General features: G+C 65.7%; 10 protein-coding genes. 1 reads left to right on the forward strand and 9 read right to left on the reverse strand.

Annotated features, from left to right (window positions below; translation table 11 throughout):
• Positions 1 to 5,609: hemagglutinin repeat-containing protein (locus EH199_RS17650; protein WP_148092163.1), on the forward strand; the 5,609-nt coding region annotated here is incomplete at its 5' end.
• Positions 5,610 to 6,261: 652 nt separating this feature from the next.
• Here the strand turns inward: EH199_RS17650 and cobU are convergent.
• From cobU to bluB, 9 genes are read right to left on the reverse strand one after another with little or no spacing between them, the layout of a single operon-like run.
• A complete protein-coding gene (gene cobU, locus EH199_RS17655) occupies positions 6,262 to 6,789 on the reverse strand; it encodes a bifunctional adenosylcobinamide kinase/adenosylcobinamide-phosphate guanylyltransferase (protein ID WP_073977033.1) in 528 nt (175 codons plus the stop codon).
• Positions 6,786 to 8,273 (reverse strand): cobyric acid synthase, encoded by a 1,488-nt coding sequence (locus EH199_RS17660; RefSeq protein ID WP_066653776.1) that lies wholly within the window; start codon positions 8,271 to 8,273, stop codon positions 6,786 to 6,788. Before EH199_RS17660 ends, cobU begins: the two co-directional genes overlap by 4 nt.
• Positions 8,261 to 9,211: an adenosylcobinamide-phosphate synthase CbiB gene (cbiB, locus tag EH199_RS17665; RefSeq protein ID WP_066653886.1), complete on the reverse strand. Its 951-nt coding sequence runs from the start codon at positions 9,209 to 9,211 to the stop codon at positions 8,261 to 8,263. Before cbiB ends, EH199_RS17660 begins: the two co-directional genes overlap by 13 nt.
• On the reverse strand, positions 9,204 to 10,187 hold the full coding sequence (gene cobD / locus EH199_RS17670; protein WP_073977036.1) for a threonine-phosphate decarboxylase CobD: 984 nt from the start codon (positions 10,185 to 10,187) through the stop codon (positions 9,204 to 9,206). The genes cbiB and cobD overlap by 8 nt, the downstream gene beginning before the upstream one ends.
• Complete coding sequence (locus EH199_RS17675) at positions 10,184 to 10,924, reverse strand: adenosylcobinamide-GDP ribazoletransferase (RefSeq protein ID WP_066653778.1); 741 nt, start codon at positions 10,922 to 10,924, stop codon at positions 10,184 to 10,186. The genes cobD and EH199_RS17675 overlap by 4 nt, the downstream gene beginning before the upstream one ends.
• On the reverse strand, positions 10,921 to 11,490 hold the full coding sequence (locus EH199_RS17680) for a histidine phosphatase family protein (protein WP_066653780.1): 570 nt from the start codon (positions 11,488 to 11,490) through the stop codon (positions 10,921 to 10,923). Before EH199_RS17680 ends, EH199_RS17675 begins: the two co-directional genes overlap by 4 nt.
• The gene (gene cobT / locus EH199_RS17685; protein ID WP_066653783.1) at positions 11,487 to 12,503 is read right to left on the reverse strand and encodes a nicotinate-nucleotide--dimethylbenzimidazole phosphoribosyltransferase; all 1,017 of its coding nucleotides are present in this window, start codon (positions 12,501 to 12,503) and stop codon (positions 11,487 to 11,489) included. The genes EH199_RS17680 and cobT overlap by 4 nt, the downstream gene beginning before the upstream one ends.
• The gene (locus tag EH199_RS17690; RefSeq protein WP_066653785.1) at positions 12,500 to 12,907 is read right to left on the reverse strand and encodes a DUF1636 domain-containing protein; all 408 of its coding nucleotides are present in this window, start codon (positions 12,905 to 12,907) and stop codon (positions 12,500 to 12,502) included. The genes cobT and EH199_RS17690 overlap by 4 nt, the downstream gene beginning before the upstream one ends.
• Before the next feature lie 25 nt (positions 12,908 to 12,932).
• A complete protein-coding gene (gene bluB / locus EH199_RS17695; RefSeq protein WP_124810531.1) occupies positions 12,933 to 13,562 on the reverse strand; it encodes a 5,6-dimethylbenzimidazole synthase in 630 nt (209 codons plus the stop codon).
• Between the last annotated feature and the right edge of the window lie 4 nt (positions 13,563 to 13,566).

The following is a 13,566-nucleotide window of genomic DNA, read 5'->3' on the forward strand; positions in this document are numbered from 1 at the left end:
TGGGCACCACCGGCGCGACCGGCGCCACGGCTGCGACCGGGACCGGCGCGGGCAGCGGCGCCGCGCTGGCGGCCGGCACCTCCACGATGATCGCCGGGGTAAGCGGGGCGATGACGGGCGCGACCGCCGTCACCGGCACCGGCCCGACCGCGATTGCCAATCCGGTCAGCGTCACCACGGTGGGCGGCAAGCCCGCGGTTTCGTTCGGCGGCACCACGGTCACGCTGCCGACCAATCCCAATGGGCGCTTCGTGACGGTGCCGGGCTCGTCGGGGCAGTTCCTGGTCGAATCGAACCCGCTGTTCACCATGCCGCTCGCCAGCCTCAGCTCGGACCTGTTGGCACAGAAGCTCGGCATCGGACCCGATGCGCTGGGCAAGCGGCTGGGCGATGCCGATTACGAAGCGTACCTGATCAGCCAGCAACTGCTCGGCGCCACCGGGCGCACGCTGCTGTCCAGCTATGCCAGCCTCGATGACCAGCTTTCCGCGCTTTATGACAATGCCGCGAAGTACGCGCAGGCCAACGGCCTTACCATCGGTCAGCCGCTGACCGAGGCGCAGGCCGCCGCGCTGCCCGGTGACATCATCTGGCTGGTGCGCACCACCGTGGGCGGCGAAAGCGTGCTGGCGCCGGTCGTCTATCTCTCGCCCGCAACCAAGGCCGCGCTGGTGACCGGCAGTGGCATCATCGCAGACAACGTCAACCTGCAGCTGACCTCGCTCACCAACGATGGCGGCGCCATCACCGGCACGAAAACCAACGTCATCCGCGCCTCCGGCAACATTCTCAACACCAACGGCGCGCAGATCACCGGCGGGCAGGTCTATCTCAAATCCGCCACCGGGACCGTTTCCAACCTGGCGAGCACGATCCAGGGCACGCAATCGGTGGCGATCGTTGCGGCTGGCGACGTGATCAACACCGGCGGAACCATCTCGGCGGACAGGATCGCGCTGCGGTCCGACAACACGGCGGTCGACCTCAAGGGCGGCACCATCGCCGCGGGCACGGCGCTTTCGGTTGACCAATACCAGGGCATCAAGGTCGACGGGACCAACAACCTCTACGGTAAGAACCTGGCGCTGACGACGCGCGGCGGCAGCATCGAGGTCGCCACCCAGACGCAGACGTTGCAGAACGGAACAACCGTAGCCACTCAGGTCGGTCCACGCGCCGCGATCGTGGCGAGCGAAAGCCTGACACTGAACGCGGCGAAAGACATCAGGGTCCAGGGCGGCACGGTCAGCGCCGGGAAGGACCTGGTGCTCAACGCGGGCAATGCCATCGACATCGGCACGGTGACCGCCACCGAAGCAAGCGCATCGAAAACCAAGCAGGGCCGCACGACCACCACCAGCCAATCCACCAGCACCACCAACATTGGCTCCAACCTGAGTGCGGGCGGCAACCTCGTGCTCAAGAGCGGGGGATCGACCACGATCACCGGGAGCAACGTGAACGCCGGGGGCGATGCCGCTATCGTGGCCGGCGGGGCGGTAACCATTGCCGCGGCCACCGACACCAGCAGTTCGAAGACGACCGAGAAATACAGCGGCGTCTTCCAGAAGCGGACCACCACCACCACCGTCGACACCGCAACGAACGTGGGATCGAACGTCACCACCGGCGGTTCTCTCTACGTCAAGTCGGGCGGCGATACGAACATCACCGGCGGCAGTCAGATCAAGGCCGGCGGCGATGTCGTTGTCGATACCTCGGGCAACAACCTCAACATCCTTGCAGGCAACGACATGACCACCACGACGGTCGATTCGAAAAAATCGGGCTTTGGCGTGGGCGGCGGACTTTACGGCAGCGAATCCGTTCGGACGACGGACAAGGAAACGCGCAACGTTTCGTCGGGGATCGCCGCCGGCGGCCAGCTCGCGCTGGTCAACAACAGGAACGTGACGATCCAGGGCTCGAACGTCAGCGCGGACAAGGGCGGGCTGATCCAGGCCACCAACGATGTCAACATCGTGGCCGGCGCTGACACGAGCGAGGTGACCAGCCACAAGGAAACCAGTTGCATCCTGTGCGTAAGCAGCAGCAGCACGGGCACGACGTCTGCGGGCGCGAGCGCCTTCGCGAAGAAGACAGGCGCTGGCGGCGAGGTTTCGGCCCAGGCCCAGGCATCGGCGGAGGGCAAGAATTCCTCCTCGCTCAACTTCTACAGCAAGACGGTGACCGACAGCCAGGCGAAGAAGTCCGACAGCGTCGCCTCCAACGTGACGTTCGGCGACAAGGGCGCGATCGTGGCGGGCAACACCCTGACCATTCAGGGCTCGAATGTGGCGACCACCGCCGGTGATCTCGTGCTCAAGGGCAAGGACGTGAACATCCTGTCCGGCGAGAACACCGAGACGAGCACGACGACGAGCAAGACCACATCGGTCGGCATCTTCGTCGATTCGCAAGGCAAGGCGAGCGCGGAGGCCAAGGCCGGCGCGATCGGCGCGGTCGCGGGCAAGGACGGCAAGGCCGCATTGGCAGCGGGCGGCAATGCCAGCGCGAAGGCTTCGGCTGAAGGATCGAGCACGGTGACGATCGGCGCGCGAGTCACCAGTTCGAAGGACACCACCGACAAGCTGACCAACGTGGGCAGCCAGATCAGTTCGGGCGGCAACCTGGTGATCGTGGCGGACAACGACATCACCACGCGCGGCGCAAACCTTTCGGCGGCGGGCAAGCTGGTCGAATCCGCAACCAACATCAACAACCTGGCGGCGACCGATCACGACATCACCACGTCGAGCAGCAGCCAGACGACTGCCGGACTTTACCTCACGGCCGGCGGCAAGGCCGAGGCCGAGGCTGGGGTCGAAGGTTCGGTGCAGCTTTCGCCGGACAAGATCGCCGCACAAGCCGGCGGCGCGGGCAGCCCGGCCAAGTTCGGGGCCACCGCCGGGGTCAAGGTCCAGGTCGATGCGAGCGCGGGGGTCCGCGTCGCCAATGAATCGCAAAGCTCGGTAGAGGGCAGCACGCACGCGGTCACCACCACGCTGTCAGCTGGCACGGACGTCGTCCGCGTGGCGAAGAACGCGATTAATGATCAGGGCACACAGATCGCCGCAGGCGGAGACATCCTGCAAAGCGCGACGACGCTGACCGATCGCGCCGCAGCGGACACGAAGTTTTCCTCGACCTCCAGCCGCAGCGATGTCTTCGAGATCGGGGTCACTGCCAATGCCGGCGTCTCGCAAGGGTTGACCACCGACGCACAGCTTGGCGCGGGGGTGAAGCAGGGCTTTACCCATAGCCAATCCGCAGAAAGCGAGAGCTCGAGCAAGGCCGTCACATCCAGCTACAACGCGGGTGGCCGCGTGGTTTCCGTCACCAGCGGCAAGACCTCGCTCGAAGGCACGCAGATCAAGGGCGATCAGGGCGTTGCGATCCAGGCTGGATCGTTCGATTATCAGGCCGCGCAGAACACCGAGAACAAGTCCGGCAAGGAAGTCGGCGTCGACCAGAAACTGAGCGTCGACATCATCGGCAAGACCGTGGCCGGGGGCGTTGAGGCCGAATACGGCAAGAGTTCGAGCGCCAGCAGCGAAGCTGTCGTCGGCAAGATCGAATCGGGTTCGGGCAAGGTCAGTGTCACAACTACGGGGGGCGATCTGCGGCTCGTCGGCACCGAAATCAGCGGCGCGAAGGGCGTGGACGTGGGGGCCACCGGGGGCAACGTGTTGTTGGAGGCTGCGCGTTCCACCTCGACCAGCACGGCGGAAACCGCCAATGCCGGCCTGGACTTCACCGTGGGCAAGGAAAAGAAGGCAAGCAACGGTGGCACGCCGGGTGACGTCAATGGCAACAGCCTGGAAGTGAAGGGCGGTTACCAGGTGGACCGCACCAACGCGGTGAAGAACGAGGTGGTCAAGCTTTCCTCCAGCCAGGGCACCGTCAATGTCGCGGGCGACAGCGTCACCCTGCAGGGCACCCGTATCGATGCAGCTACCGGCGCCAACGTGGTTGCGACCAAGGGCACGGTAACGAACCAGGCGGTGGTCGATATCAACCAGAAACAGGGCGGCGGGTTCAACGTGGCCATCGGCCTGGAACAGGCACCCAAGGACGCCAAGCCGGGGACCGGCGGCAAGGATCCGGCGGCGGCCGGCAATGCACCTTCCAACGCGAACACGGGCGGCGTCACCGGAAACCGTGCCCGTGCGGACGCCAACGCCGCACAGAATGCAGTCCTGCAGACGCCATCAGGGGGCCGAGCACGGGCCAATGCGAACGCCGCGCAGAATCCGGTGATACCGTCGCCGAACCCGGGAGGGCAAACCGATGGGGGCACTCCTCCCACAAAGCCCAAGCTTGAAACCGAGGGCAGCGGTTCGGGCGGATTCAACGTCTACAACCAGACCGACAAAAAGACGGTCGACACCCGCATCACCTCGCAATCGGGTCCGGCGTTTGTCGGCAACGGCGTTTCGCCGATCGTGCAGCAGGTGATCACCGGCCCGGGTGCTCAGCAAGTGGCAATCGATCCCGGCGTCGCTGTGGGCGTGGTGACCACACGAAACCAGGCCGACAGTCTCTCGCCCGAAGCTCCGCAGACGGGCGGCGCTAGCGCGCTAGCCACCGGTGGAACCGCGCTTCGACAAGGGGCTGCTACTGCGGGCCCGCAAACGGCCGTGGGTCGGGCTACCGGGATTTCGGGAGTGCCCTCCAGTGCCATCACGGTTGCGCCCATAACGGCCAACCCGGGCGCGCGGGCGCAAGCGGTGTCTCCCGCAGCGGGGCTAAGCAACGCGGCGGCGCCCGCGGCCGTCGCGCCGGTCGGCGCGGCCATTCAAGCAGCAACCCCGCTTGCGGCCCCCGAGGCGCGTGCCGTTTCGCGTGCCGGTAACCTGCCCGCGGTGAGTCAGGCCGTTGTTCCGGTCCCGGCCAATCCCATCAAATCGGCCGCACCGGTCGCGATCGTGCCGACGCCCAAGATCACGTACACCCCGCCCGCGCAGCCAGGCAGCAACCAGACCGGCGTTACGACCACCATCACGCAACAGCCGCGCGAGCAGCAGGGCGGCGGCACCACCACCACGACCGGGCCGCAGCGCGAGCAGCAGGGCGGCGGCACCAGCATCACGGCCGAGCCGCAGCGCGACAAGCAGGGCGATCGGACAGGAATGAACGATACCGAACGATCCAAGGGGATGTCGAACGACACGACAAGTTCCCGTCCCGTAACTCAGTTCGCCGAGCCTGCATCGATGAGCGGGCATGACACAAACGTCAAACCGACTCACGGCGATCCGGTCTCTGCACAAATGGACCCCAATCGCGAAGTTTTGCGCCCGCAGATCGCGCCCGCACCGAAGGGCCAGATGATAACAGCCATGGCCGAAAACGGCGGGGATTTGCCCTGCTGGATCACGATCGACCCGAGAACGGGGGCGATCAAGGGCAGCCCATCGAACGGAACTGCCGCTGCGAACGTGCCCGTCATCGTTGTCGAATTGGTGCCCCAAGCCGATGGCACAACGCGGCGCGTCTCCATCGAGGTCAAACCCAATCAGTTCGGTGCCGGTGGCACCGAGTGCAACACGGTCCGCACCATTCCCACGGCGGCGTCGGCGCGCGCGAAGCAAATGCAGGGACAATAACCAATATGCCTCTGCATGATAACGGGCGTCTCTCGGTCGGCACATCATCGCCCGACAGGTCCTTGCGTTGAAACCTGCGGGCTTGTCCAACACCTGACGTCTGCTTTGGCACTTCGGTGCGCAAGGGGTGGGGCGGCTGCTACTAAGACGATGTGATGTAAATTACCGCCTTGCTTCCAGACGTTCAGGGGCTTGGGCTGCGGCGTCGGAACCCGTCGTTCGTTTACCGCCACAGTGGAGCGCTTGAATGACGAGGGCTGGGACAATGCTGCCGTTCGACGTGCGCCGCTCAAACGGCAGACTTCGCCGCAACCCGCCTTAGCTAGCGTGAGATGGGGCGGATGGGGGTCTGGGGCAAAAGGTTTCCGGCTCAGGTGTCAACACCGGGACAAAAAACGGGCCAGGCTGTCAAGACCGGTCGACAGCGAGCACTGGCGCACTTCGGTGATTACCTCTGCGGTCGGGGATCCCCGAGTCCGAAGGCATACTCGCTAATCAGCGAGCCGCAGACACCGTTATTCCCGCTACATCATCTAGTGGAAGCTATGCACCACAATCATTGCTGGCGACGTCACCGACACGCTGGATCTGGCTTTGCCCCATACCACCTGCCCCCACGAGTTGCACAGTGGCAAGTGGTATGGCTAGCCGCTCATCCTTTAGGTTTCAGCGTCAATGGAAGGCCGGCGAACATTATGACTGCCTCTTCAACCACTGCCGCTATTTCCTGATTGATGCGGCCCGCAACATCGCGAAACCTTCTGGCAAGGGCGTTGTCGGGTACAATGCCCAGACCCACTTCGTTGGCGACCAGAATGACCGGCCCCCGTGCGGCTGAAAGCGAGCGCGCCAGTCCTTCCGTAGCGGTAGCAGTATCGCGTTCCGCTAGCATCAGGTTCGAAGCCCACAACGTCAGGCAATCGACCAGCACCACCGTTTCCGGCGTGCTATATGCCGTGATTGCCACCGCCAGGTCCAGCGGTGCCTCGACAGTTGACCAGCGCGGACCGCGATCGGCGCGGTGCAGCGCGATTCGTTCGCGCATCTCATCATCGAAGGCCTGGGCTGTCGCCAGATAGACCAGTTTACCTGTCAGGGTCTCTGCCCGGCATTGGGCAAAGCGGCTTTTGCCCGAACGAGCTCCGCCCAGCACCAGCAAATGGGGCAAGGCACTGCTCATGCACTGTCTCTCGCTGGGACGGAGGCGGGGCGTTCCGCCATCGCCAGCGCCACCAGCGCGTCGATATCGAGATCCTCCTCCAGCGCGACTGCGATCTCGTCAAGCGCCGCCTCGACGGTGAAGCCATAGTCCACGCCCCCGGCTTCTACATCCATGCGCGACAGTAGTGCCCGGCGCAGCTCCGCATCGGCCAGCAGGCCGTGGACATAGGAACCAAACACCGTTCCGCCTGCATTAATCGCGCCATCGCAGCGTCCATCGGAAAGCAGGGCGAAGGGCCGCTGCGTGTCCGGCCCGCTGGTTTGCCCCATGTGCATTTCATACCCCTGAAAAGGCGCGTCCATCGCCAGCCCGCTGACCGGGCGCAACGCCTTGTGGGCGTGCAAGGTTGATTCGACATCAAGCAGGCCAAGGCCGCTGGCAGCGCTGGCCGGACCTTCAATCCCATCGGGATCTGCGATACTTTTGCCGAGCATTTGGTAACCACCGCAAATCCCAAGGATCAGCCCGCCACGCCGGTGATGCGCCAGAATATCGATGTCCCAGCCTTCGTCGCGCAAAGCGGCCATATCGGCAATGGTCGCCTTTGATCCGGGCAGGATGATGAGCGCGGCTTCTGCCGGAATCGGCTGACCGGGCGGAACCATGTGCAGTTCTACCTCGTGTTCGAGCTTCAGCGGATCAAGATCATCGAAATTGGAAATGCGCGGCAGGATCGGACAGGCGATCATGGTGCGCCCCCCTGCGCGCATCTTGCCGCGTTCCAGTACCACGGCATCCTCGCTTGGCAGACGCGCGGTGGCCCCCAGCCACGGGACAACACCTAAACCCCGCCAGCCTGACAAGCTTTCGATCTGGGCATAGCCATCGGCGAACAAGGCGGGATCGCCCCGGAACTTATTGATGATGAAGCCCTGGATCATCGCCGCGTCGGCCGGGTCGATAATCGTTTTCGTGCCAACGATGGCGGCAATTACTCCGCCGCGATCAATATCGCCCACCAGCACGACTGGCACGCCTGCCGCGCGCGCAAATCCCATGTTGGCAATGTCGCCTGCGCGCAGGTTGATTTCCGCAGGAGATCCTGCGCCTTCGACCACGACGATGTCGCAGGCCTGACGGAGCCGCTCATAGCTGGCCAGAACTTCGCCCAGCAAAGCGCCCCGTGCCTGCCGGAAATTGCCCGCGCCCAATGTGCCTCGCACCCGGCCATGCACTATCAGTTGCGATGTGCGATCCGCCTGCGGTTTCAGCAGCACCGGATTCATGTCGGTATGCGGCTCCACCTTGCAGGCGATCGCTTGCAAGGCCTGCGCCCGGCCGATCTCGCCGCCATCGCTGGTGACGGCAGCATTGTTCGACATGTTCTGCGGCTTGAACGGCAAGACCCGCAAACCCCGCTGCACCAAGGCGCGACACAGCCCCGCCACCAGCACGGATTTGCCCACATCAGAGCCGGTGCCCTGAAGCATTATAGCGCCCATGCTGCACCTCCTGCAATTCCGGCCGCTATCAACCACAGGCACAGACATGCACGGGCGTAGATGCCCAATCCGCGCTGAATATCCTCTGCCCGGGCCGGGCGGTCTCCCTCCCCAATCCAGAGCTTGTCCGAAAGAATCCCGTCATAAGCGATTGGCCCCGCCAGACGCAGCCCCAGCGCCCCGGCCATCGCGGCCTCGGGCCAGCCCGCATTGGGCGAGGCGTGCCTGGACGCATCGCGCCATACTATCCGCCAGCCACCCCCGCCGCACAGGCAGATCAGCAATCCCGCGAGACGCGCTGGCGCGAGATTCATCGCATCGTCGGTGCGGGCCGCAGCCCAGCCATAGGCGCGCCATCGCTCCTCGCGGTGCCCAATCATGCTGTCGGCGGTGTTGATCGCCTTATAGGCCCAGATACCGGGCAGCCCCAGCACCAGCAGCCAGAACAACGGCGCGACCACCCCGTCGCAGAAACTTTCCGCCAGACTCTCGATCGCCGCTCGGGCAACACCCGCTTCATCAAGCGCCGCCGTATCACGGCCAACGATCATGCCGACTGCGGCGCGCGCGCTGGGCATATCCTGCCGCTCCAGCGCATCGGCAACGGGGCGCACGTGGTCGTACAGGCTGCGCTGCGCCAGACCCGGCCAGGCCAGCACAGCGATCAGGGGCCAGGCCCAAGGCCCGGCGATTGCCACGAGCAGACTTTGCAGCACCCAGCCCGCACCGCCCGCCACACCCAGCAGGAGCAGGACGGTGACCGCCCCGGCCATGCGCCGCTGTCCATCGGACCGCGAGGGGACATTCCAGCGCCGTTCCAGCGCGGCGATAATCCGCGCAAAGATGCCCACAGGATGGCCGATCCGGCGATACAGCGGCTGAGGCCAGCCCACTGCCGCGTCGAGCACCAAGGCCAGGAAAGCAGTCAGATCAATCATCAGCCAGCGCCGCATCAAGGCGATCCAGCGCCTCTCGGTCGGCGGGCAGGCCCAGGCGCAGCCAGCGCGGATCGTAATCGAACGGCCGCGTCAGGATGGCATGGCGCGCAAGGCGTTCGAACAGCGCGGCGGCATTGTCCGTTTCGATCAGCCGGAACAGCGGGCAGGCACCTATCGCGCTGAAACCTCGCCGCGCCAGCACCGCGTCCAGCGCATCCGCCTGTTCAAGCAAGGCCATCCGCATGGCGGCTGTCCAGTCCACATCCTGATATGCCGCCGTGCCGATGGCCAGCGCCGCTGCCGATAGCGGCCAACTGCCCAACCGCTGCCGATATTGCGCGATCAGCGCGCGCGGTCCCAGCACAAAGCCGAGCCGCACCCCGGCCAGCCCGAAGAATTTGCCGAACGAGCGGAAGATGATCAGCCGCTGTTCGTCCTGCACATGGGCGGCAAGGCTGCTGTGCGGGGCGGCATCGGCAAAGGCTTCGTCCACGACCAGCCACGCTGCGCTGTCGCGCCGCGCCTCCAGCCAGCCCAGCAGCGTCGCGGGCGGGGTGATCTGCCCATCGGGGTTGTTGGGATTGGCGATGATGAGGGTCGCTTCCTCTGTCCCCGCCAATTCGGTCAGGGCTACGGGACGGCTGCGGGGAATCATCTCGCCATGGGTGCGATAGCTGGGCTGGGCATGGATAGCGGGGCCGGGCAGGATATCGCCAAGCATGCGCAAGCCGATCTCCGTGCCCGGAACAGCGCAGACATGGGCAGGGTCCGCGCCGAAACAGGCGGCGGCGGCGGCCTCCAGATCGTTCAGCGCGCCGGTGTCGGGCAGCGCCTGCCAGTCCACTGCCAGATTGTCCGCGCCGGGCCAGCCATGCGGATTGATGCCGGTGGACAGGTCGATCCACGGCGCCTTGCCCATGCCGAACTGCGCCATGGCATCGGCCAACCTGCCGCCGTGAAAACTAAAACTGTTCATGTCGTGTGTATCCATAGGCCCGTGATTGCCACGCTCAGCAGCAAGCCGGTTTCGATCAACTCGATGCCTGCACCATGGCCATCGCCGGAAATCCCGCCCAACGCGCGGCGCACGTGCCTCCCCCACCACAGAACGAGCAATGGTGTGACAAGCAGCGCCGGAGTGAACCACGCCGCCGCTGCCAGCGCGGCCGCCCAGCCCGCAAGATCGATCGCGCCGATGGCGGAACGGAATCGAGCCGCCAGCCCCTGATGCAGCGGCATCAGCCACCATGTCCACACCAGCGGGCCGATGCGCGCGGCAAACGGCACCAGTACCAGCGCGCCAAACGCCCGTGCATCCACCAGCATATCCAGCAGCACCAACTTGCTCAGCAGTTGGAGCACAATCGCGACAACGCCGAAGCTGCCGACATGGGGATCGGCCAGAACGGCCAGCAGCCGCTCGCGATCTTTATGCGCCGCGCCGCTGGCATCGGCGAGGTCGGCCAGGCCATCAAGGTGCAGCGCGCCGGTCACGCCCACCCAGACGATCAGTGCGGCTAATGTGCCCAGCCGGTGATCGACCAGCGCGCCTGCCCATGCGGCTCCCGCAACCGCTGCACCAATAACCAGGCCTACAGCGGGAAACCAGCGCATCGACCGGGCAAACGCGGCATCATCCACGACTATTGTCCGCAGTGGAGTTGGCATAGGCAGCCGCGTCAGGAATTGCAGGGCGATGATGAAGCCCCTCACGGATAAAGCCCCGCGATCTGTGCCGTGGGGGTTGCTCCGGGCCAGACGCGCAACGTCAGCAGGCAATTGTAGGGCAGGTCAACGGCCCACGTCTGGTGCATGTCAAACCCGCACAACACCGCCAGCGCCGCCCGCATCGCGCCAGCGTGCGTGACGATCAGCGTTGGCCGCGCGGCCAGATCGTCAATGGCAGCGGACACACGCTCCACCAGCGCCGACCAGCGTTCTCCACCGGGCGGCGCATGGCCATCGGGATCGTCCCAAAACCGCGCCAGCGCCGCGCCTTCGACATCGCCCGGCGCCATCCCGTCCCATGCGCCAAAGTCCAGCTCGCGCCAGCGCGGATCGATTGACAGCGGCACATCGGTCGCCAGCCCAATGGCCTCGCCCGCCAAACGCGCCCGTGACAGGTCGGACGCGATCAGCACTTCCGCCGCCAGATCCCGCGCCTGATCGGCGCAGGCCGCGATACCGGCGGCCGTAGGCGGCGCATCGGTGCGGCCGATCAGCCGCCCCGCGCCTTCCGGTTCGCCATGGCGCAAGAGGTAAAGTGGAAAGCTGCTCACAAGCCGTCTGCCACCCCGGCCTCGGCAAATGTCGCCATACCATTGTGCGTGGCCAGCGCTGCCCGGATTACCGACACCGCCAGTGCGGCGCCGCTGCCTTCGCCCAATCGCATCCCCAGCGAAAGCAGGGGATCAAGGCCCAAATGCCCCAGCAGTCGGATATGCCCCGGTTCAGCCGAACAATGGCCCGCCAGGCAATGATCGGTGATCGCCGGAACGGCGGCGGCCAGCGGCGCCAGCGCGGCGCAGCTGATGAACCCGTCCAGCACCACCGGAATACGCAGACGGCGCGCCTCCAGCACGGCCCCGGCAATCGCGGCGATTTCGCGCCCGCCCAACCGGCGCAGGATTTCAAACGGGGTGTCCGGCGCATTGGCATGACAGGCCAGTGCCTGTTCCACCACCGCCACTTTGCGCGCGATTCCGCCCGCATCAACCCCGGTGCCCGGCCCGACCCATTGCGCGGGCGTGCCGCCATAACTGCGCGCGCAGAGCGCGGCGGCGGCGGTCGAATTGCCAATGCCCATTTCGCCGACGACCAGCAGGTGCAGCCCCGGCTCCACCACCGCCGCTCCGGCAGAAAGTGCAGCAAGGCACTCTGTCTCGTCCATTGCCGCAGCGACAGTGAAGTCCGCCGTGGGCCGGTCGAGATCGAGTGCAACCACCCGCAGATCCAGTCCGGCCGCCCCGGCCAGTGCGTTGATCGCCGCGCCGCCAGCAGTGAAATTGCCGACCATCGCGGCGGTCACGCTGGCGGGAAAGGAGCTGACCCCGTGGACGACGAAGCCATGATTCCCGGCAAAGATCGCCGCGCGACCCTGTTCGATCACCGGCTGCGCCGTGCCCTGCCATCCGGCCAGAAACACGGCGATGTCTTCCAGACGCCCTAGCGATCCGGCTGGCTTGGTCAGACTGGTCTGCCGCGCGCGCGCAGCGGCGATGGCGTCCGCATCAGCGATTGGCATATCTGCAAGGGCTGCTTCAAACGCGGCCAGCGTGGCAAACCGGCTCATTCCGCGACGAAGCCCGGCGGCGGGGTGCGCGTGATGAAATGGCCCTTCACGCCTTGCGGCCATTGCTTGAACGGCACCCGGCCATGCTCGCTGGCGGCATAGTGGACCGCATAGTCCAGAATGGCGGTAGCGGCGTCCTCGTCCGGGGCGAAGCGGCCCAGCACATAGCCGACCTTGCCCGGCGCGCGCAGGTGGATGGTGCAGAAATCGGTGCAGGCAAACAGGCAGGCCATTTCCTGCACGGCAACCCCGGCATAGCGCGCGTCGCTCTGCTGAACCGAGCGCAGCGCGGCAACAAGTTGCGCGCCGCCGCGCGTTCCGGCGGCGTCCTCACGCGCATCGGCACTGTGGCGGCAGGTGTTGCAGGCCACGATAGCGGGGCCGTCCTCCACGGGTATCAGCATGGTTTTCTGGTCCTTTGATTGATAATCATCGTTCGAACACCCGGTCGGCCCACGGTTCACGCGGCTGCCAGCCGCGCTGTTCCAGTTCGGGGGTGTCGGAAATATCGGCTGGGTAGCCGATGCACAGCAGCGCGATCAGCGACCAGGTGGCGGGAACGTCCAGCAGGGCATGGACCGCCGGGGGATCGACAATCGACACCCAGCCAAGGCCAAGTCCGCGCAACCGTGCCGCCAGCCACAGATTGTGGATCGCCAGCACGCAGGAATAGCGCAACATTTCGGGCATGGTGGCAATGCCAAGGCCGTGCCCCGCCTCGGGCTGTTCGTCACAGAACACCGCGATCAGTTCGGGCGCCTCACGCAGGCCGTGCAGCTTGAGCGACAAGTAGTGATCGTGCCGCTCCTGCCCGGCATAACGCTCTGCCGCATGGGCGCTTTGCCCGTCGACATGGGCGGCCAGCGCCTTGCAGATGTCCGGCGTCCGTATGCGCACGAACCGCCACGGCTGGGCATTGCCGACCGATGGCGCCAGCGCGGCGCAGGCCAGCAGCGCGCGCATGTCCGCTTCCGCCACAGCGCGGCGATCGAATTGCCGCACATCGCGCCGCCAGCGCAGCAATTGCGTGAATTGCTCCGCAAATTCCGCGTCGAACACAGGC

The organism is Novosphingobium sp. LASN5T (assembly GCF_003856955.1).
Lineage (GTDB): Bacteria > Pseudomonadota > Alphaproteobacteria > Sphingomonadales > Sphingomonadaceae > Novosphingobium.